Genomic DNA, 19,811 nt, shown 5'->3' on the forward strand with positions numbered 1-19,811 from the left:
TTACAGGAGAGGTCAGAGACGCGAAGCGGCTCCGGGTGAGGGTCCTTTGTCGAGGCCCGGGCCAGCCCTCACCCGGTCGTCCTGCGGACGCCCGACCTCTCCCGCCAGGCGGGAGAGGCAACGCAAAAACAAGATCTTCTCTCTCCCTACCCCAGCTCCGGGCGCCAGTCCGGCGGGGCCAAAGTGAAGCCTTCGAAGCGGAAGGCGGGGGCGACGACGCAGCTGACCAAAGTCCAGTCGCCGAGGCTGCGCGCCGCCTGCCAGTGCCCCTCCGGCACCACGCCCTGGAAGCGGTCGCCGGCCATGAAATCGGGGCCGAGGCGCAGCACCTCGCCCGCCTGCCCGGTTTCCGCGATCGACAGTTCCAGCGGCGCGCCGGCCTGCCAGATCCAGATCTCCGGCGCGTCGATGGCGTGCCAGTGCGACACCTCGCCGGCGCGCAGCAGGAAGTGGATCAGCGAGACCCGGCCGCGGCCGCCTTCCGGCGGCGGGTCGCGCCACAGCTCGACATAATGCCCGCCCTCGGGGTGGGGCTGCATGCCGAGCCTGGCGATGATCGCCTCCGGCGTCACGGCCGGGCTCATGCCTGGGCGATCGTCGCGATGTAGGACGGCCGCTCGGCGAAGCCGGCATGCCAGGCGGCCAGGCGCGGATGGGTCTCGCGCCAGCCCCAGTCGGCGAAGCGCAGGTCGAGATAGCCGAGGGCACTGGCGGCGCCGATCGTGCCGATGGTCACCGGCCCGTCGAGCTCCGCCGCATCGGCCTCCATCTGGTCGAGCGACTTCCGGATCTTGGTCTTCTGGCGTTCGATCCAGGGCTCGTGCTGCTTGTCGGCGGGGCGCAGCGTGATCTCGTAGCGGATCAGCAACGCGGCATCCATCAGCCCGTCGGCCAGGGCTTCCCAGCGCAGGGCGCGCCAGCGGTCCGCCCCCGCGGCCGGAACCAGCTTCGCCCCGTCATGCAGCGTGTCGAGATACTCGCAGATCACCGGGCTGTCGTAGAGCGGGCCGAACTCGGTCTCCAGCACCGGGATCTTGTTCAGCGGGTTGCGCGCCGACAGGCCGCTGGCCGGATCCTCGGTGCTGGTCGGCACCACCTCGATCCGGTCCTGCAGGCCGGTCTCATGGGCGACGATGCGGACCTTGCGGGCGAAAGGCGAGAACGGGCTGTAGAGGAGCTTCATGATCGTCCTGAGGCAATATTGAACAACAACTGATCCAAAATTGTCATGCCCGGGCTTGACCCGGGCATCCAGAGACTGTCGACATCCTCTGGATTGCCGGGTCAAGCCCGGCAATGACAATAAAGGGACTACATTCATTCTCGATGCCGGTTCTCCACATGCTCGGTCAGAACCGGTCCTTGCGGCCGCGGATCTCGGCGAAGACGGCGACCGGGTCGGCGCCGGCCATGCCGAGCGCGGCCTGCAGGTCCGGCTTGTCGGCGCGCAGGAAGGGGTTGGCCAGCTTCTCGCGGCCGAGCTGGGCCGGGATGGTGGCGGCGCCGCTCTCGCGCGCGTCGTCGACATCCTCGGCGTAGGCCTGCAGCACCGGGTTGGCGCCATCGACCGTCAGCGCGAAGCGGGCGTTCGACTGGGTGTATTCATGGCCGCAATAGATCCGGGTGGTGTCCGGCAACGCCCGCAGCTTCAGCAGGCTGGACCACATCTGCCCGGGCGTGCCCTCGAGCAGGCGGCCGCAGCCGAGCGCGAACAGCGTGTCGCCGCAGAACAGCACGCCGGCATCCTCGAACCAGAAGGCGATGTGGCCGGCGGTGTGGCCGGGGACGTCGAGCACCGATCCCCTCGCGGCACCGACCATGACGTGGTCGCCCTCGGCCACGCCGCGGTCGAGGTCCGGGATGCGCGCCGATTCCGCCGCCGGCCCGACGATCGAGGCGCCATAGCGCTTCGCCAGCTCGTGGTTGCCGCCGACATGGTCGCCGTGGTGGTGGGTGTTCAGGATCCAGTCCAGCCGGCCGCCCTTGGCCTCCAGCTTCGCCGCCACCGGGTCGGCCTCGCCGGGGTCGACCACGCCGACCATGCCGGTCGAAGCGTCCTCCAGCAGATAGGCGTAGTTGTCCTTCAGGACGGGGATCAGCGTGACGCGAAGCGAGGCCATGCGTCCTCCTGGACCGGGGTTCGAAGCGGGTCGGGGCAGCATAGCCGCTCCCGACCCGCTCCGCGACCCCGGCGCGTCAGTGAGGCGGGTGGTTGGACGAAGCGCCATGTTGCCTCTCCCGTTTACGGGAGAGGTCGGAGACGCGAAGCGGCTCCGGGTGAGGGCTCTTTGTCGAGGCCCGGGCCAGCCCTCACCCGGTCGTCCTGCGGACGCCCGACCTCTCCCGCCAGGCGGGAGAGGTAATCCGCTCCCTGTATCGGGCGTCGATCACAGCTCGATGTCGGTCAGGCTCTCGATCAGCGTCACCCGCGGCAGGGATTCGGCCATGCCGCGGCGGCCGCGCGCCGGGCGGACCGGTGCCGCGCGGTCGTCGGCCGCCTTGAGGTCGCCGAAGTCGAGGCCGGTGCGGCTTTCCAGCGCCGCGATCGGCAGCTGGTACAGCCGGAACGGCTCCAGCCCCAGCGCCTCGATCCGGTTCAGCAGGTCCTCCTGGGTCAGCAGGAAGGCCTTGGCCTTCAGCGCCCCGGCCTCGACATAGGCGACGATCTTCCAGAAGTCGCGCGGGATGGCGGTGCCGCGATAGACCGGGTCGTCGTCGCGGAACACCGGGCCGCCCAGCACCGAGACGCGCAGCTGCTCGACCTCGACCTCCTCCAGGATCGCGTTCTCGAGCAGGCCCCACAGCCCGTTCAGCCCGGACTGGTTGTAGGCCTCATGCTGCGGCGCGATGTTGGTGAAGTAGAAGGAGTCGCGGTTGGCCCGCGCCGCCTCCTCCGGCGGGCCCCAGACCAGGTCCTGGCGCCGGGCGATATGGCCGCGGTCGAGGCGGTTGGCGGCGTAGAGCGCGTCGCCGGTCTGCCATTTCGCGTCGACCAGCGGATCGACCGTGAACTTCAGCCCGCTGCGGCTGAGCAGCCGGATCTGGCCGCCATCGACGTTCCAGGCGACCCAGCGGGCCAGCCGGCGCGACTTGCTGAGCACCAGCGAGAAATGGGTGTGGCGGATGATCGCGAAGCCGCCGGCCTTGGCCGCATCCGTCTCCTGCGCCCGCGACATCGCCGGCAGCGGCACGGTCTTGCCGGCCAGGAACAGCGGGTCGAAGCCGCCGCCGGTGGCGGCCGGGGCGGTCAGCGCCGGCGGCACCGGCTCGATCTCGAGCTTCTTGAACACGGCATCGGCGGTGCAGGCCAGGGCGAAGTCGCCCTCGCCGGCATCGGCGCCGTCGGCCTCGCCGCCGAAATGCAGGCCCAGCATGACGTCGGTCGGGTTGCCCTTGCCGTCGAGGCCGAGCCAGACCGAGCCGGAATCGCCACCCTTGCTGATCTCGTTCTCCGCCGCCGGGCGGTCCGGGTCGGGGCCGATCTCGAAGCCGCCGATGCGCTTGAACCCGACCCCATCGCCGTAGGACAGCTTCACCGTGGTCTCGATCCGGGTGACGATGCCCCAGGTGACGCCGGTGGTGCGGCCGGACTTCACCACCCGGTCGCCGAGCTCCGGCCGGCCGAGCCGGGCGACCCGGACGCCGAGATCGAGGATCTTCGGATCGATGCCGCGGCCTTCGATCCGGGCGATGGCGCAGTCGCCGGCGAGGCCGAGATGGCTGCGCACCAGCACACCGCAGCCGTTGCTCTCGATCCGGTTGTCGTCGAACGGCCCGGGCTGGACGATGGTGTCGCCGAGCCGGCCCAGCTCGCCCTGCAGCACATGCCAGTTCGACAGGATGTGCGGCCGCCCCTCCTGCCGGTCGTAGACGATGCAGCCGAGCGTGCCGGCCGTGCCCGCGGGATGGCTGACGCTGATGCCGGGCAGCAGCGGGTCGTGCCGCAGCTTGCGTGAGTCCTTCACCACCTGCGGCACCAGCTGCCAGGACGGCTTGTAGCGACGCTCGACCACATCGGTCGGAATCGTGATGCCGTCGACCACGATGCTTTTCGGCAGCGGCGGGATGCCCTCATCCACCAGCGCCTGCGGCGCGATCTTGCGGCCGACGGTGAACTGGATGCACAGCGCGCCGGTCGGCTTGCCGCCTTCGAGCTTGCGGCCGATGCCGACCGAGGTGACGTTCGGATGGTCGAGATAGAGGTCCGCGGCCTCGCGGGCGGCCTGTTTCAGGCGCTCCGGGTCGATTCCGCGCGGCTCGGTCTTGCGGGCCATCAGGCGGCTCCTGAAATATCCTGTTGTGGCAGCCAGACGCGACGATGGGCCAAAGCCCGCCGCGATGCGTTATCCTAGCGTGGGCAGCCCCTTGGGACGACCGCCGGATGTACAGCGACATCATCGATCTGCGTGAATTCTACGAGACCAGCCTGGGCCTGGTGGTGCGCCGCATGGTGCGCCGCCAGATCCGCACGCTGTGGCCGGACACGCATGGCCAGATCATCCTCGGCCTGGGCTATGCCACGCCGTTCCTGCGGCCGTTCCTGGGCGAGGCCGAGCGGGTGATCGCCTGCATGCCGGCCGAGCAGGGCGTGGCCCATTGGCCGCCGGATGGCCGCGGCCTGGTGGCGCTGAGCGAGGAATGCGAGCTGCCGCTGCCCGACATGTCGGTCGACCGGGTGCTGCTGGTGCACGGGCTGGAGGCGACCGAGCAGCTGGGCGAGCTGATGCGCGAGATCTGGCGCGTGCTGAACGGCAGCGGCCGGCTTCTGGTGGTGGTGCCGAACCGGCGCAGCCTGTGGGCGCGGTCCGACCGCACCCCGTTCGGCCACGGCAAGCCCTATTCCTCGAACCAGCTGAACCAGATGCTGCGCCAGCACCAGTTCGTGCCGGAGCGGGTGGCCCGCGCTTTGTGGCTGCCGCCGACGCATTCACGCTTCCTGCTGTCCACCGCCCCGGTGTGGGAGGAGGTCGGCGCCCGCTGGTTCCAACGCGTCGCCGGCACGGTGATGGTCGAGGCGTCGAAGCAGATCTACCAGCTGTCGCGCGGCAAGAAGGTCCGTGCCCGGCGGCCGGTGCTGGTGCCGGTCGGGGCGGCGCAGCCGGCCCTGGGCGTGCGGCGCGAGGGCGAGGAGCAGCCGAGCTAGGAAAAATCGAGACGGGAACAGCCGCAGTCCGGGGTCCGGCATGGATGCGAAAGTCCATGTCCGTGATACGTAAAACCCCAGATGTTTCCTTTGCTTTCGCCCCCTGCCCGTTCTACATCTGATCGCCCTCGCCCCGGCAGGTTCCAGCCCGCTCCAGACGATGCCAGACACCCCCCAGACGCTCGACTCGTTGCGCCGGCAGATCGACGAGATCGACGAGGCGATCCATGACCTGATCATGCAGCGGGCCGGGGTGGTGCAGGACGTTGCCGTCGCCAAGAACGGCGACCCGCTGGCGATGCGGCCGGGCCGCGAGGCCGCGATTCTGCGCCGGCTGGCCGCCCGGCACGGCGGCGGCTTTCCGTTGCCGGAGCTGACCCGGATCTGGCGTGAGCTGATCGCCGGCTGCACCCGCATGCAGGCCCCCTTCGCCGTTGCCGTGCACGCGCCCGAGGCCCGGGGCGAGCTGTGGGACCTGGCGCGCGACCATTACGGCAGTCACACCCCGACCACCGCGGTGGCCGGGCCGATGCAGGCGATCCGCGCCGTCTATGACGGCAGCGCCGCCGTGGCCGTGGTGCCGTGGCCGGTCGAATCCGACGCCGATCCCTGGTGGCAGACGCTGCTGTCGGACGACCCGCGCACGCCGCGGATCGTCGGCAGCCTGCCCTTCGTGGTGACCGAGCGGAACCGCGACGAGCCGCTGGCCCTGGCGGTCGCCCCGCTCGACCCCGAGCCGACCGGCGACGACCACGCCCTGATCGCGGTCGAGCTGACCGGCGACATCAGCCGCAGCCGGCTGAAGCAGATCATCGAGACCGCCGGCCTGCCGCCGGTGGCGTTCTGGACCCGGCCGGCCCGCAACGCCGAGGACTCCGCGGTCCATCTGGTCGATGTGGCCGGCTTCGTCGCCGTCGGCGACCCCAGGCTGGGCACCCTGCGCGAGCGGCTGGACGGCCTGGCCCCCCGCATCCGCCTGATCGGCGGCTTCGCCACCCCGATCGCCATCGGCCGCCGGAGCTAAGCCATGACGACCATCCAAGCTCCACGCCCGCGTCCGGGCCTGCTCGACATCGACCCCTATGTTGGCGGCGAGGCCAAGGCGGTGCCGCATCCGCAGCTGGGCCGGCCGATCCGGCTGGCCTCGAACGAGGGCGCCTTCGGCCCGAGCCCGCAGGCGACCGCGGCCTATCGCGAGCTGGGCGGCGAGATCCACCGCTATCCCGACGGCGGCTGCAGCGCCCTGCGCCACGCCCTGGCCGCCCGCTTCGGCCTGGACGCGGAGCGCATCGTCGCCGGCGCCGGGTCGGACGAGCTGATCGCCCTGCTGACCAAGAGCTATGCCGGGCCGGGCGACGAGGTGCTGTACAGCCGGCACGGTTTCCTGATGTACCCGATCGCGGCCAAGGCGGTCGGCGCCACGCCGGTCGCGGCGCCGGAGGCTGACCGCAAGACCGATGTCGACGCGCTGCTGGCGCATGTGACGCCGCGCACCCGCATCCTGTTCCTGGCCAACCCGAACAACCCGACCGGCTATCTGCTGCCGAAGGCCGAGGTCGAAAGGCTGCACGCCGCCCTGCCGCCGGACGTGATCCTGGCGCTGGACGCCGCCTATGCCGAATACATCGACGACCCGGACTACAGCGCCGGTGCGGAGCTGGTCGACCGGACCGGCAACGTCGTGATGCTGCGCACCTTCTCGAAGATCTACGGCATGGGCGCGCTGCGGCTGGGCTGGGCCTATGCCTCGGCCGGCATCACCGACATCCTGCATCGCGCCCGCGGCCCGTTCAACGTCAGCGCCGCGGCCCAGGCGGCGGGCGTCGCAGCATTGGCCGACGAGGCCTTCATCGAGAAGAGCCGTGCCCACAACGCCGAATGGCGGCGCTGGACCGCGGCGGAGCTGGAGACGCTCGGCCTGTCGCCGCTGCCCTCGGCCGGCAACTTCCTGCTGGTAGATTTCGGCGACCGCGACGCCGAGGCGGCGCGGCTGCACCTGAAGGACACCGGCATCCTGGTGCGCCAGATGGGCGGCTACGGCCTGCCCAGCTGCCTGCGCATCACCATCGGCACCGCGGACGAGATGCGGGCGGTGGTCGCGGCTCTCGCCGAGCATCTGCGCGGCCGATGAGCGCGCCGGCGAACGACACCGGAGCGCCGATCTTCAAGCGCCTGGCCCTGCTGGGCATCGGCCTGATCGGATCCTCCGTCGCGCGCGCCGCCCAGAAGCACGGGCTGGCGAGCGAGATCGTCGGCCACTCCCGGCGCCAGGAAACCCGCGACGAGGCGATGGCGCTGGGTTTCCTCGACCGGGTCGAGGCCGACCCGGCCGCCGCCGTGGCCGGCGCCGATGCGGTGATGATCTGCGCCCCGATGGGCGCCTATGAGCAGCTGGCCAAGGCCATCGCCCCGGCCCTGGCGCCGGGCGCGGTGGTCACCGATGTCGGCTCGGTCAAGGGCATGGTGGCGAAGACCATCGCGCCCTATCTGCCGGCCGGGGTGCATCTGGTGCCCGGCCACCCCATCGCCGGCACCGAGCATTCCGGGCCGTCCGCCGGCTTCGCCGAGCTGTTCATCGACCGCTGGTGCGTGCTGACGCCGGAGCCGGGCGTCGACCCCCAGGCGGTGGCCAAGGTCGAGGCGCTGTGGCGCGGCATGGGCATGATGGTCGAGCGCATGACCGCCGAGCACCATGACCGGGTGCTGGCCATCACCTCGCACATCCCGCATCTGATCGCCTACACCATCGTCGGCACCGCCTCGGACATGGAGGAGGCGACCCAGGCCGAAGTGATCCGTTTCTCCGCCGGCGGCTTCCGCGACTTCACCCGTATCGCCGGCTCCGACCCGGTGATGTGGCGCGACGTGTTCCTGACCAACAAGGACGCGGTGCTGGAGGTGCTGCAGCAGTTCACCGAGGATCTGGTGCGGCTGCAGCGCGCCATCCGCCGCGGCGAGGGCGATACGCTGCAATCCTGGTTCACCCGCACCCGCGCCATCCGCCGCGGCGTCGTCGACGCCCATCAGGAGGAGATGGAGCCGGAGAAGGCGGCGCGCCTGACCAAGGAAGAGGATTGAAGGCCGGTTCGTAGGGCGGGTTCGCTTGAGCCTGACGCTTGCGGTCTCTCCTTCCTGTCATTGCCGGGCTTGACCCGGCAATCCAGTGGGCGTCGACAGTCTCTGGATGCCCGGGTCAAGCCCGGGCATGACAGTTGGGAGGATGGGCGGGATGTCGGGCTCGCTTCGAGAACCCGACCTACGCGGTCACTGTGCCCACTTGATCTCCGGCAGCTTCGCCACCTGCAGCGGGCCGAAGGACACCTTGCCCTTCTCGATCGTGATCGGGGCGGTGACGGTGCGGGTGCCGTCGGCCGCCGGCTGGCCGGCCATCAGGTCGAGCCCGACCTTGGCGAAGCCGGCGTCGCGGTCCTTGACCACGCCGGCCTTCTGCAGATCCTCGATCACCGCGCCGTAGCCGCGGATCTTCGCCGTCAGCGTGCCCTGCGGCTGCAGCTTGTCGTCGAGGTCGAGGGTGCCGCCGGCATCGATCACGAGCGGGCCCCAGCGCAGCGCCAGATTGTCGACCCGGAGCTTGCCGCCGGCGGCACGCCAGGCGGTCAGCTCCGGCGCCGTCGCGGCCTTCGGCAGCGGGCCCAGCACGGTCAGCCGCGCCGCCACCATGTCGACCCGCCGGCCCATCGCCTGCAGGCCGAGATCCGGCGTCTCCAGCCCCTCGATGTCGAGCGAGGCGGCGGCGCCGGCCCCGGCCTCCTCCGGCGCGCGGTCGACCGAGCCGTTGACCCGGGCGATCGGCAGCGGCGCCTGCAGCAGCCCGCCGGCGAGTTCGACCTGGGACAGGGTCAGCAGGATCCGGTTCGGCTTGCCATCGCTGCCGATCCGGGCGCTGCCGCTGCCCGAGCCTTTGACATCCACGGTCAGCGCCGGGCTTCCCGGCAGGGTGATGCGCTGCGGCGGCGCGATGGTGAAGCCGACCTCGGGCAGGGTCCAAGGCCTGGCGGTGGCGACCACCCCGGCGGCGTTCCAGGCCAGCCCGTCGATCCGGCGCAGGCTGGGCGCCTGCGATGCGACGGTGAAGGCCAGCGGGAAGCCCTCGACGCTCAGCGTGCCGGGATCGACCGTGACCCCGGGCGGCGGGTTGGCGGCGAAGGCCTGCGCCTGGGCCTCGACCTTGCCCGCGGCCCAGTACCAGCCGCCGGCCCAGCCGGCGGCGAGCAGGGCGATAAGGGTGGTGGGAACGACGACGATACGGCGGCGGCGACGCATGGCGGTCCCGGATGATGGCACGAGCAGGGCACGTGGCCGCGACCGCGCCCCGGAGTCAAGCCGAAGCAGCAGAACGCGACACGACGCCCCTCCCCTTCGCAGCTGCGAAAGGGTACATCTGTGATATGGCCGATGGTCATCACGATTGGAAGACGCCGAACCTGCCGCTGATCCCGGGCGAGCCGCTCTGGGTGTTCGGCTATGGCTCGCTGATGTGGAATCCGGGCTTCCCGCATCTCGAGCGGCAGCCGGCGGTGCTGCATGGCTATCACCGCCGTTTCTGCGTCCTGTCGCACCGCTACCGCGGCACGCCGGAGCGGCCGGGGCTGGTGCTGGGCCTGGACCGCGGCGGCTCCTGCCGCGGCATGGCCTTCAAGGTGGCGCCGGAGCATGTGCAGGCGGTGATCGCCTATCTCTGGGACCGCGAGATGGTGACCGGCGTCTATCGCCCGAGCCTGAAGCAGATCCGCCTGCCCGATGGCCCGGTCACCGCCTGCTGCTTCCTGGCCGACCGCCGCCATCGCCAGTATTGCGGCGCGCTGGACGTGGAGGAGACGCTGGCGATGATCCGCACCGGCATCGGCAGCAGCGGACCGAACCGCGACTATCTGCTGAACACGGTCGAGCATCTGCGCGAGCTGGGCATCCGCGACGGCGCCCTGTTTGCGCTGGCGGAGCGGGTGGCCGAGCCGGCTTAGCCGCAGCGCGAATAGCCGCAGTTCAGGCAGGTGTCGCAGCCCTCCTGCCGGATCAGGGTCGGGTGGCCGCATTTCGGACAGGACCGGCCCGGCGGCCGCGCCGGCGCGCCGGCCGCCTCCGCCGTCACCTCGACCGCCACCTCGGGCACGATGCCCTCCGGCTTCGCCAGGAAGCCGGTCGCCACCATGTGCCGCTCGATCGTCTCGCCGATCGCGGCCAGCAGCGACGGCACGTAGCGCCCGCCCATCCACTGCCCGCCGCGCGGATCGAACACGGCCTTCAGCTCCTCGACCACGAAGGCGACGWCGCCGCCGCGGCGGAACACGGCGCTGATCATCCGGGTCAGCGCCACGGTCCAGGCGTAGTGCTCCATGTTCTTCGAGTTGATGAAGATCTCGAACGGCCGCCGGCGGCCGTCGACCACCTCGTCGTTGAGGGTGACGTAGATGGCATGGTCGCTGTCCGGCCAGCGCAGCTTGTAGGTCTCGCCCGGCAGCACCTCCGGCCGGGCCGCGGGCGCGCTGAGGCCGGGGGCGTCGGCCACGCGCTTCGGCGGCGACTGCGGCTTCGCCTCCAGCACCGCGCCGGTGATCGCGTTCGGCCGGTAGGTGGTGCAGCCCTTGCAGCCCAGCGCATAGGCCTGGGCGTAGATGTCCTTGAAGGCGTCGAAGGACAGGTCCTCCGGGCAGTTGATGGTCTTGCTGATCGAGCTGTCGATGTGCTTCTGCGCCGCCGCCTGGATCGCCAGATGGTCGGCTGGCTGCAGCGTCTGGGCGTCGGCGAAGTAATTCGGCAGCGGCGCATCGGCGCCGTGGATCTCGCGGAACAGGCGGTGGGCGTAGTTCTCCACCGTCTCCGCCCGCCGGCTGCCGTCGGGCAGCAGCACGTTGCGGGTGTGGGTCCAGGCGAAGACCGGCTCGATCCCCGAGGCGACGTTGCCGGCGAACAGCGAGATGGTGCCGGTCGGCGCGATCGAGGTCAGCAGCGCGTTGCGGATGCCGTGCCGGGCGATCAGGTCGCGGATCTCCTGCGGCAGCTCGGCGACGCCGGGCGCGGCCAGGAACGCGTCGCGGTCGAACAGCGGGAAGGCCCCCTTCTCCGCCGCGATTTCCGCCGAGGCGCGGTAGGAGTGCAGCTTGATCGCCTCGAGCCACTCCTCGGTCAGCGCCGCCGATTCGGGCGAGCCGTAGCGCACGCCCAGCATCAGGAAGGCATCGGCCAGGCCGGTGACGCCGAGACCGATGCGCCGCTTGGCCCTGGCCTCGGCCGCCTGCTCCGGCAGCGGGAAGCGCGACACGTCGACGACATTGTCCATCAGCCGGATGGCGACCGGCACGATCTCCGCCAGCGCCGCGTGGTCGAAGCGGGCCTCGGGCGTGAACGGATCGAGCACCAGCTTCGCCAGGTTGACCGAGCCGAGCAGGCAGGCGCCGTAGGGCGGCAGCGGTTGCTCGCCGCAATTGTGCAGCACCAGGCCGTTGCCGTCGAAGGCGTTCGGGCCGGGGATGCGAACGTCGTAGACCTCCTCCTCCCCGTCCGGCACCAGCTGCTTGACGGTAGCGACGAACCGCTCGCGGTTGAGCGCCCGGCGATAGCCCGCCAAGGCGCTATCGAGCCGCGCCCGCTTGTCGGTGTCGGCGAAGCCGATCCGGGCGGCGAAGCGGGCGATGCCGGCCCCGGCGACGACGAGCTCGTGATCGGCGGAACAGTCGTAGAGGCGGCGCCCGCCCTTGCCGTCCGGCAGCAGGCGCGGGCCGGCGGCGCGACGCTCGGCGTGGATCGATGAGGCGATGCCCAGCCGCAGCAGCATGCGCTGGACCGCGCGCAACAGTCCCAGATCGCTCTGCGCCAGGCGGATGCTGACGCCCTTGTCCCGGGTGCCCTGGACCGACCCGTCGGCGTCGAACAGGCCGCGCAGCAGCCCGATCGCGAAGGCCGAGGACGCTTGCTCGATCGCCGGCGTGATCGTCTTGCGGCCGGGTGCAAGGCCGAGCGACAACGTCAGATCGCGCAGGGCCCCGAGACTGAGCCGCCGCTCGCCCCGGCCTGGCACCCGCATCCAGCCCACGAAATCGGCACGGTGCGGCAGTGACAGGGCGGCCGTGAGTGCCGCCGTCATCACTCCGGCAATGCCCGGACGGGCGTCAGCACCGTTGACCGTGGCCTCGCCGGGCCAGACCGAGAGCACGGCCTTGTCGGATTTCAGCGTGCCGTCGCCGATCAGCAATCCGACCAAGTATCCTTCATTTTCCGAACCCGGTCCGGACCAGGCGAGCCCATCGCCATGATCATGCAGGCGGAGGCGATCGCCCTGCTTGAGATCGCCCGCCTTGCGCCATTCGGTCTCGATCCGGAAGCGTGACACCTCGGTCGCGACCAGAACCGGATGGTCCGCCGTCAGGCGCAGGGCGTGGCCTTCCGCCGTCTCCAGCCGCAGCACCGGCTTGCGGCCGGTCGGGAAGAAGCCTTCAGGCCCGGAGGATGCCGGCTGCCCGTTCACCAGTGCAACGAAAGGCCGGCCGAGCAGGTCACCGACCATACGGGAACCGTCCAGGGTCTGGACCCAGGTGTCCGCTGTGACGCAGGGATTGGTGCTCTGGATCGTCTCGCAATAGGCCAGATTGTTCTGCGCGTTGATGCGGTCGATGAAGATCACGCCGGGCTCGGCCGAATCATAGGTCGAGCGCATGATCCGGTCCCACAGCTCGCGCGCCGGCAGGGTGCGGAAGACGCGGCCGGCGAACACCAGCTCCCAGGGCGCGTCGTCGGCCACCGCCTGCATGAACGGGTCGGTGACCAGGACCGAGAGGTTGAACATGCGCAGCCGGCCGGGGGTGCGCTTGGCCTCGATGAACTCGACCACGTCCGGATGGTCGCAGCGCAGCGTCGCCATCATCGCGCCGCGGCGGGAGCCGGCGGACATGATGGTGCGGCACATCGCGTCCCACACATCCATGAAGGACAGCGGGCCGGAAGCGTCGGCCCCGACGCCGGCGACCGGCGCGCCCTTCGGCCGGATGGTGGAGAAATCGTAGCCGATGCCGCCGCCCTGCTGCAGCGTCAGCGCCGCCTCGCGCAGATGGGCGAAGATGCCGGACATGCTGTCCGGCACCGTGCCCATGACGAAGCAGTTGAACAGGGTGACCTCGCGACCGGTGCCGGCGCCGGCCAGGATGCGGCCGGCCGGCAGATAGCGGTGGTCGCGCAGGATGCCGAGGAAGCGCTCGGTCCACAGCGCGGGGTCCGATTCGGCGGTGGCCACGGCGGTCGCGACCCGGCGCCAGCTGTCGTCGACCGACTGGTCGACAGGCGTGCCGTCCGGCTGCTTCAGCCGGTACTTCATGTCCCAGATCTGGGTCGCGATATCGCCCGGCTCGGCCACGACGGACCTCCCGCAGAACGGCATACCCCCAAAGGATGGGGGTACGCCCAGGGCGGGTCAACCAGGGTTCGTGGCAGCCCCCAGGATGCCGCTATTCCAGCCCGGCATAGATCGCGGCACGCAGATCGGCGACGAATTCGCCCTTCATACCCTCCAGCGCGGTGTTGGTGAGGCCGACGACGGCGAGCCGCCTGGCCGGATCGACGAACCAGCTGTGGCCGTAGACGCCGCCCCAGCGCCAGGTGCCCACGGTCATCGGCACCCCGGCCGCCGCCGGGTCGGTCACCAGCGCGAAGCCATAGCCGAAGGTGGTGCCCGGCGAGGCCGGCATCGCCAGGCCGGGGATCTGGCTGGTGGCCATGGCATGCACCGTCTCCGGCCGCAGGATCGGCGCGCCGCCGCGGCGCAAGGCTTCGAGGAACACCAGGAAATCGCCGGCCGTGCCGGCCATGCCGGCGCCGCCTGAGGGGTAGGAGGCCGGATCGAAGATGCGGCCCGGGGCGAAGCTGAGCCCGGCAAACTCCCGCGGCGCCGGGATGGCGTAGTGCTCGCCCATCCGCACCGGCGCCGGCTCGTCATCGGCATAGGCGGCGGCCAGGCGCGACCGGTCCGGCGGGGCGAAGCCGGTGTCCTGCAGGCCGAGCGGGTCGGTGACCCGGCTTCGCACCAGGTCGCCCAGGCTTTCCCCCGCCGCCCGTTCCAGCACCGCGCCGAGCACGTCGAGCGCCACCGAATAGGCCCATGCCGAGCCGGGGGCGAAGGCCAGCGGCACCGAGGCGATGCGGCGCAGGTTGTCGGCGAAGGACCGGCCCGGCGCGTCGAGCCCGTCGGACACGCCGGCGCGGTGATAGGGGCCGTCCGCCGGCTCGGTGAAGCCGTAGATCAGGCCGGCGGTGTGGGTCAGCAGGTGATGGATGGTGATCACCGGCTCGCTGCCGTCGGCCAGCTTCGGCCGGAAGTCGGGCAGGAACTTCGTCACCGGATCGGCCAGGGCGATCCGCCCCTCCTCCACCAGCCGCAGGGCGGCGGCGGTGACCATCGGCTTGGTCAGCGAGGCGTAGAGGAACACCGAGTCCTCGCGCATCGCCCGCCCGGCTTCGCGGTCGGCCAGGCCGGCGGCGCGGCGATAGACCAGCCGGCCATCCTGCGCCACCAGCACCACGGTGCCGACCAGGCGCCCTTCCGCCAGCGCCCGGTCGATCGCGGCATCGATCCCTCGCGACAGGGCGGGAACGGCGGCCGGCACATCGTCGAACAGGGCGGTCGTCATCGCGGGACTCCATTTTCAGATGGATCGCTACGAAATATCATCGCAGAGTGTTCGTCAACTGGATTTCAGACCGATCGCTATGAAAACAGATCCGCCGCGTCCCCGCGGCCGCCCCAGGGGCTTCGACCGCGACGCGGCGCTGGACCGGGCGCTGCCGGTGTTCTGGCGCCAGGGCTATGAGGGCGCGTCGATCGCCGACCTGACCGCGGCGATGGGCATCACCACGCCCAGCCTGTACGGCGCCTTCGGATCGAAGGAGCAGCTGTACCGCGAGGCGCTGGACCGCTACCGCGCCGACCCCCAGCGGGCCGCGCCCTGGGCGATGACGGCACCAACGGCGCGCGAAGCGATACGGCTGATCCTGGAGGGCTCGGCCCGCGACTTCAGCGACCCGGCGCACCCGCCCGGCTGCATGGTCTCCACCGCCGTCCTGACCTGCGCCCCGGAGAACCGGCCGGCAGCCGCCGTGGTGACGGAAAGGCGCGGCGCATCGGTGGGCCGCCTGCGCGCCCGCTTCGCCCGCGCCCTGGAGGAGGGCGAGCTGCCGCCCGGCACGGACCCGGACGAGCTGGCGCGGTTCTACGGCGCCATCATCCAGGGCCTGTCGGTCCAGGCGCTGGACGGGGCCGGCCGCGACGAGCTGATGAAGATCGTGCGCCGGGCGATGGCCGCCTGGCCGACCGCCTAGGCCCGTCCGATCACCGAGCGGCGCCATGACAGGATCCGGCCGGGGCCATGCGCCGCGGCGAAGAGCAGCCCGGCCAGGAAGGTGAAGTGGTCGACGAAGAAGCCGAACTCGGCCTGGTTCCCGGCCCAGTGCGACGGGCCGTGGAAGGCGAAGGCCAGGAACACGACATAGACCGCCGCAACCAGGCAGGTCTCGGTGAAGAACGCCCCGGTCAGAAAGCCGATCACCAGCAGGCATTCAAGGATGGCCGCCAGCCAAGCCAGCAACATCGGCATCGGGAATCCGGCCATGGCGATGTAGCCGGCGGTGTCGCCCATGCCCATGAATTTGAAGCTGACCGCCAGCAGGAAGACCGCGGCGAAGATCAGCCGGCCGACGAGAATCGCCGCCAAGCGCCACGCAGGCGCAGTCGCATCAGCATCCATTGTGACCCCCTCGACGATTAGGACGACGAGCGTAGCCGAGACCGGGTGGCGGGTCCAATCCGCTGCGCAACCGATTCCGGGGCAATCAGTCCGGCAGCGTCACCGGCGTCCCTGCGGCCAGAGGGCGGCGCAGCCGGTCGGGGTCGTCGTAGCGCCACAGCGGAATGCCGGCGCAGCGTTCGACCCGGTCCGGCATGCCGTAGCGGGCGACCACGGCACGGGCGTTCAGCCCGTCCATCAGGATGAAGCCGAAAGGTGCGGCGCCGCCGGCCCGGTCCTGATTGATGATCCAGCGATAAGGGGCGCCGTTGCGCGCCACCTGGGCGATCTGGATCCGCCGGCCGGAATGCAGCACCAGCGGCTTGGCCCACCAGTAGCCGGCGAGGCCGGCGGCCGGACCCTGGAAGCAGGCCAGCGTCCGCGGCGGCTCGATCCGCGCCGCCAGCTGGTCCGGCCGGGCCCAGAGGGCGGCGGCGGCCGCCAGCAGCACGGCCAGAACCGCCCCGACCGGCCAGGCCGGCACCCGCAGCCGGTCGGCGGCGAGATGGGCGAGCCAGAGCGCCGTCAGGAACAGCCAGGGCTGGAAGTAGCGCAGGTAGGAATCGTCGCGGAAGATGCCGAACAGCACCACCGCCAGCAGGGTGGCCAGCGAGGACGCGGCGGTGAAGACCGCGATCCGGTCCGCCGGCGCGATCTCGCGCTCCCCGGCCGCCAGGCCGCGCAGCACCACGAGCGTGCGAAGGACCGGCAGCAGGGCGAAGGCGATCAGGCCGAGATTGACCGCCAGCTCCGCCGGATTCGCGCGCCAGAGCACGCCGCCGAGGCGGAACAGGCCGTAGCCGATGCCGATGTCAAGCTGGTCGCGATAGACCCCGCTCAGCGGGTTGACCCAGCCCTGCAGCAGGAAGGCGGCCAGCGCCGCAACGGCAATCACCGCCGAAGCCGCCAGGGCCGCCCCCCGGGTGCGCGGCGCCGGGGCGCAGAGCAGCGCCAGCGCCAGGGCCGGGGCGGCGGCGTAGGGCAGGACGAAGCTGTCCGACAGCACCCCGGCCAGGATCAGGGCGGCCAAGCCGATCAGCGTCCATGGGCCCGGGCTATCGAGCTGGCGCAGCACCAGCAGCAGCACCGTCGCGGCGATCAGGATCGCACCGAAATGGAAGGTGACGACGAAGGGATAGACCAGCCAGTTCAGCGCGTAGGGGCCGGCCAAGCCACAGCCGAAGGCGAAGAGCCCTGCCAGCGCGACGGCGAAGGCGGCCACGGCCATGGCGGCGGAGCGGCCGCCGGCAGCGCGGTGCACGGCGCCGCCGAGCAGCAGCAGCAGGCCGAGCTGCAGCGCCGCGGCCAGCGGCAGGGCCCGGCGGAAGTCGCCGGTCGCGAGGTCGGCAAGGCCGTAAACCGCCATGTCGGGGAAGACATAGGGGCCGGGGGTCAGGTGCCAGCCGCGCAGGGCGTCGAAACCGCGATGCAGGTCGTCGAACAGGGCCGGCAGGTAGAGGACGTCAGCATTGCCGGTCAGCACGGCGGCGCCGGGCAGGCGCAGCACCAGCGCCACGGCCAGCAGCGACAGGCCGGCGACCGCGACGATGAGGACGATCAGGCGAAGCCGGCGCAACCTGCGGTCAGACCGGGGCCGCCGCCCGGGCCGGGCGTGGCGTCGGCGGGCCGCCGGCGGCGACCGACAGGCGCTCGGACGCCGTCTCCAGCTCGTCCTCCAGCCGCCGCATCATCTCCTCGCGCCGCAGGCCGGGCGGGATCGGCGGCAGGAACTCAACCGTGATCGTGCCGGGGCGCTTGCGGAAGGCGCGGCGGCCCCAGAACACGCCGGAGTTCAGCGCCATCGGCACCACCGGCACGCTTAAGCCTTCATACAGCGCGCCGACGCCGATGCGGTAGGGCCGCCAGGTGCCGGGCGCGGTGCGGGTGCCCTGCGGGAAGATCGCGATCGGCCGGCCTTCCGCCACCCGGACCTTGGCGTGGTCGATCATGGCGCGGACCGCCCGGCTGCCGGCGCCGCGATCGACCGGGATCATGCCGGTCTTCAGCAGATACTTGCCCCAGACCGGCACCTTCAGCAGCTCGGATTTCAGCACGATCGCCGGGTCGGGCAGCAGCAGATGCAGCTTCAGCGTCTCCCAGGCCGACTGGTGCTTGGCGGCGACGATGCAGGCGCCGTCCGGCAGGTTCTCGCGCCCGACCACGCGGTAGTCGATGCCGAGAACGATCTTCTCCAGCCAGTACGTCACCCGCAGCCAGACGAAGATCCAGGCCATCGTCGCGCGATGCGGCAGGAACAGCGCCGGCAGCAGCACGAAGCAGCACAGCGTGGTCCAGCCGAAGAACAGCAGGTTGAAGAGGGCTGAGCGCAGGATGGTCATGACGCCCTATATCCTGCCCAGGGTGACACGCGCCAGCGCAACCAGGAATTTGTTGTATTCGGAGACGATCAGCCGCGCCGTGCCGGGCCAGGCCCACCAGCGGTCGAGATGCACCGTCTCCGGATCGACCGGCTGGCGCTTGATCTCGATCTCCGGCATCGCGGCCCGGAACTCCAGCATGCTGCGCGGCATGTGATAGTTCGAGGTGACCAGGCGCAGGCTGTGGAAGCCATGCGCCCGCATCCAGACCGCCGCCTCCTGCGCGTTGCCGATGGTGTCGGCGGCGGAATAGCCGAGGTCGACGCAGCAGCGCAGCGAATCATCGGTCGGCGACAGGGCGAACAGCTCCTCCAGCCTGACGTCGCGGTGCACGCCGCTGACCAGCAGCCGCTCGGCCACGCCGCGCGCCAGCAGGTCGAGCCCGGCGCGCAGCCGCTCGCTGCCGCCGGTCAGCACGACGATGGCGTCGGTGTGGTCGGGGTCGACCTCGCCCTCGCGCGCGGCCTGGGCCACGAACCAGGCCAGCCCCAGCGCCCAGGCCGCCGCCAGAGTGACCAGCAGCAGCAGGACCCGGCGCAGGCGGCGGCGCCAGGGCCGGGGCTTCGGAGAAAGATCAACGGTGCTCGACATCAACGGACTGCTGTTGCGCCGCGGCCGCGGTCACGGCGCCCGGACAGAAAGGGGGCGGATCGTGGCAAGATTATGCGGCCGCGTCACGGCCCCGGAGCGACATCCTTCGGCCTGGTTCCGCAACGCCTTCGCGCCGTTCACAAAATCGCCCCGGATGATATAGGCAGCGGCAAGGCGGCATGCGATAAGGCGCCATGATCGTCACCTGCCCCAGCTGTTCGACCCGTTACCTCGTCGATCCGGCGGCGATCGGCCAGGACGGCCGGCGCGTCAAATGCGCCCGCTGTGGCCATTTGTGGCGCGAATCGGCGGTCGAGGCGGTGCCGGCGCCGCCGCCACCGCCCGAGCCGCAGCCGGTGTTGATCGGGCCGGCGGCCACGCAGGCAACACCGCCACTTTCGGCTGGGAGACATATCACCAACCTGCCGGTCGTGATCACGCCGCGCCGGCGCGACGGGCCGGCGGTCGGCCTGGCGCTGGCGGTGCTGCTGGTCGGCGGCCTGGCCGGGGTGGGCTATTTCGCGCGCGATTCGATCGTCCGCTTCTGGCCGCCGGCGGTCCGGTTCTACGACACCATCGGCGTGCCGGTGGCGCAGCCGGTCGAGACCGGCGCGCTGGGCCGCGGGCTGGTGCTGCAGAACCTGGAGGTGCGGCGCGTCGCCGGCAGCGGCGTCGAGCAGGTGGTGGTGACCGGCCGGGTCGAGAACCGGGCGCTGGTCACCCGCCCGGTGCCGCCGATCGAGGTGCGCCTGCTGGACGCCAGCCGGACCGTGGTGGCGCGCACGCCGCTGGTGGTGACGACCGAATCGCTGGCGCCGGACGAGTCGGTGCAGGTGGCGGTGACGGTCGAGGCCGCGCCCGACGCCGCCACCAGGCTGGAGATCGGGGCGCAGACCGGCACCGCGCCGTAGC

The 19,811-nt window shown here is 71.2% G+C and carries 18 protein-coding genes; 7 read left to right on the forward strand and 11 right to left on the reverse strand.

Annotated elements, in window-relative coordinates; translation table 11 throughout:
- Positions 1–146 precede the first annotated feature (146 nt).
- The 4 genes from AB4Z01_RS21255 to AB4Z01_RS21270 all read right to left on the reverse strand — a co-directional run bounded on the left by AB4Z01_RS21255 (position 147) and on the right by AB4Z01_RS21270 (position 4,274).
- Positions 147–584 (reverse strand): cupin domain-containing protein, encoded by a 438-nt coding sequence (locus AB4Z01_RS21255; protein ID WP_441697222.1) that lies wholly within the window; start codon positions 582–584, stop codon positions 147–149.
- Positions 581–1,183, reverse strand: a complete 603-nt coding sequence (locus tag AB4Z01_RS21260) for a glutathione S-transferase (RefSeq protein ID WP_441697225.1) — start codon at positions 1,181–1,183, stop codon at positions 581–583. Before AB4Z01_RS21260 ends, AB4Z01_RS21255 begins: the two co-directional genes overlap by 4 nt.
- Before the next feature lie 166 nt (positions 1,184–1,349).
- Entirely contained in the window at positions 1,350–2,120 is a 771-nt protein-coding gene (gene gloB, locus AB4Z01_RS21265) for a hydroxyacylglutathione hydrolase (protein ID WP_441697227.1), read from the reverse strand.
- Between the two features lie 267 nt (positions 2,121–2,387).
- Positions 2,388–4,274 (reverse strand): DNA/RNA non-specific endonuclease, encoded by a 1,887-nt coding sequence (locus tag AB4Z01_RS21270; protein WP_441697230.1) that lies wholly within the window; start codon positions 4,272–4,274, stop codon positions 2,388–2,390.
- Between the two features lie 107 nt (positions 4,275–4,381).
- On the opposite strand from AB4Z01_RS21270, the gene AB4Z01_RS21275 reads away from it, so the two are divergent.
- The 4 genes from AB4Z01_RS21275 to AB4Z01_RS21290 all read left to right on the forward strand — a co-directional run bounded on the left by AB4Z01_RS21275 (position 4,382) and on the right by AB4Z01_RS21290 (position 8,221).
- Complete coding sequence (locus tag AB4Z01_RS21275) at positions 4,382–5,143, forward strand: methyltransferase domain-containing protein (RefSeq protein ID WP_441697233.1); 762 nt, start codon at positions 4,382–4,384, stop codon at positions 5,141–5,143.
- Positions 5,144–5,303: 160 nt separating this feature from the next.
- Positions 5,304–6,167, forward strand: coding sequence for a chorismate mutase (locus AB4Z01_RS21280; protein WP_441697236.1), 864 nt, complete (start codon positions 5,304–5,306; stop codon positions 6,165–6,167).
- A gap of 3 nt (positions 6,168–6,170) precedes the next feature.
- On the forward strand, positions 6,171–7,274 hold the full coding sequence (hisC, locus tag AB4Z01_RS21285) for a histidinol-phosphate transaminase (protein ID WP_441697239.1): 1,104 nt from the start codon (positions 6,171–6,173) through the stop codon (positions 7,272–7,274).
- Positions 7,271–8,221 carry a prephenate/arogenate dehydrogenase family protein gene (locus AB4Z01_RS21290; protein ID WP_441697242.1) on the forward strand — a complete coding sequence of 317 codons (951 nt, stop codon included), beginning with the start codon at positions 7,271–7,273 and terminating at the stop codon, positions 8,219–8,221. The genes hisC and AB4Z01_RS21290 overlap by 4 nt, the downstream gene beginning before the upstream one ends.
- Before the next feature lie 186 nt (positions 8,222–8,407).
- Here AB4Z01_RS21290 and AB4Z01_RS21295 read toward each other — a convergent pair whose 3' ends face one another.
- Entirely contained in the window at positions 8,408–9,427 is a 1,020-nt protein-coding gene (locus AB4Z01_RS21295) for a DUF2125 domain-containing protein (protein WP_441697245.1), read from the reverse strand.
- A gap of 125 nt (positions 9,428–9,552) precedes the next feature.
- Between AB4Z01_RS21295 and AB4Z01_RS21300 the strand changes: the two genes are divergently transcribed.
- Positions 9,553–10,125 carry a gamma-glutamylcyclotransferase gene (locus tag AB4Z01_RS21300; protein WP_441697248.1) on the forward strand — a complete coding sequence of 191 codons (573 nt, stop codon included), beginning with the start codon at positions 9,553–9,555 and terminating at the stop codon, positions 10,123–10,125.
- On the opposite strand, the gene AB4Z01_RS21305 is transcribed toward AB4Z01_RS21300, so the two are convergent.
- Positions 10,122–13,508, reverse strand: coding sequence for an LAGLIDADG family homing endonuclease (locus tag AB4Z01_RS21305; protein ID WP_441697250.1), 3,387 nt, complete (start codon positions 13,506–13,508; stop codon positions 10,122–10,124). The genes AB4Z01_RS21300 and AB4Z01_RS21305 overlap by 4 nt on opposite strands.
- A gap of 91 nt (positions 13,509–13,599) precedes the next feature.
- On the reverse strand, positions 13,600–14,778 hold the full coding sequence (locus AB4Z01_RS21310) for a serine hydrolase domain-containing protein (RefSeq protein ID WP_441697253.1): 1,179 nt from the start codon (positions 14,776–14,778) through the stop codon (positions 13,600–13,602).
- A 79-nt stretch (positions 14,779–14,857) separates the two neighbouring features.
- Between AB4Z01_RS21310 and AB4Z01_RS21315 the strand changes: the two genes are divergently transcribed.
- Entirely contained in the window at positions 14,858–15,466 is a 609-nt protein-coding gene (locus AB4Z01_RS21315; protein WP_441697256.1) for a TetR/AcrR family transcriptional regulator, read from the forward strand.
- Here AB4Z01_RS21315 and AB4Z01_RS21320 read toward each other — a convergent pair.
- From AB4Z01_RS21320 to AB4Z01_RS21335, 4 genes are all read right to left on the reverse strand, one after another.
- A complete protein-coding gene (locus AB4Z01_RS21320) occupies positions 15,463–15,858 on the reverse strand; it encodes a DoxX family protein (RefSeq protein ID WP_441697259.1) in 396 nt (131 codons plus the stop codon). The genes AB4Z01_RS21315 and AB4Z01_RS21320 overlap by 4 nt on opposite strands.
- Positions 15,859–15,976: 118 nt before the next feature.
- Positions 15,977–17,506 carry a hypothetical protein gene (locus tag AB4Z01_RS21325; protein WP_441697262.1) on the reverse strand — a complete coding sequence of 510 codons (1,530 nt, stop codon included), beginning with the start codon at positions 17,504–17,506 and terminating at the stop codon, positions 15,977–15,979.
- 7 nt (positions 17,507–17,513) lie between these two features.
- Positions 17,514–18,269 (reverse strand): lysophospholipid acyltransferase family protein, encoded by a 756-nt coding sequence (locus AB4Z01_RS21330; protein ID WP_441697265.1) that lies wholly within the window; start codon positions 18,267–18,269, stop codon positions 17,514–17,516.
- A 6-nt stretch (positions 18,270–18,275) separates the two neighbouring features.
- Positions 18,276–18,899: a YdcF family protein gene (locus AB4Z01_RS21335; RefSeq protein WP_441697268.1), complete on the reverse strand. Its 624-nt coding sequence runs from the start codon at positions 18,897–18,899 to the stop codon at positions 18,276–18,278.
- Positions 18,900–19,093: 194 nt separating this feature from the next.
- On the opposite strand from AB4Z01_RS21335, the gene AB4Z01_RS21340 reads away from it, so the two are divergent.
- Positions 19,094–19,810, forward strand: a complete 717-nt coding sequence (locus AB4Z01_RS21340; RefSeq protein ID WP_441697271.1) for a DUF3426 domain-containing protein — start codon at positions 19,094–19,096, stop codon at positions 19,808–19,810.
- Position 19,811 lies beyond the last annotated feature (1 nt).

Source organism: Inquilinus sp. YAF38 (assembly GCF_052113205.1).
Taxonomy (GTDB): domain Bacteria; phylum Pseudomonadota; class Alphaproteobacteria; order DSM-16000; family Inquilinaceae; genus Inquilinus.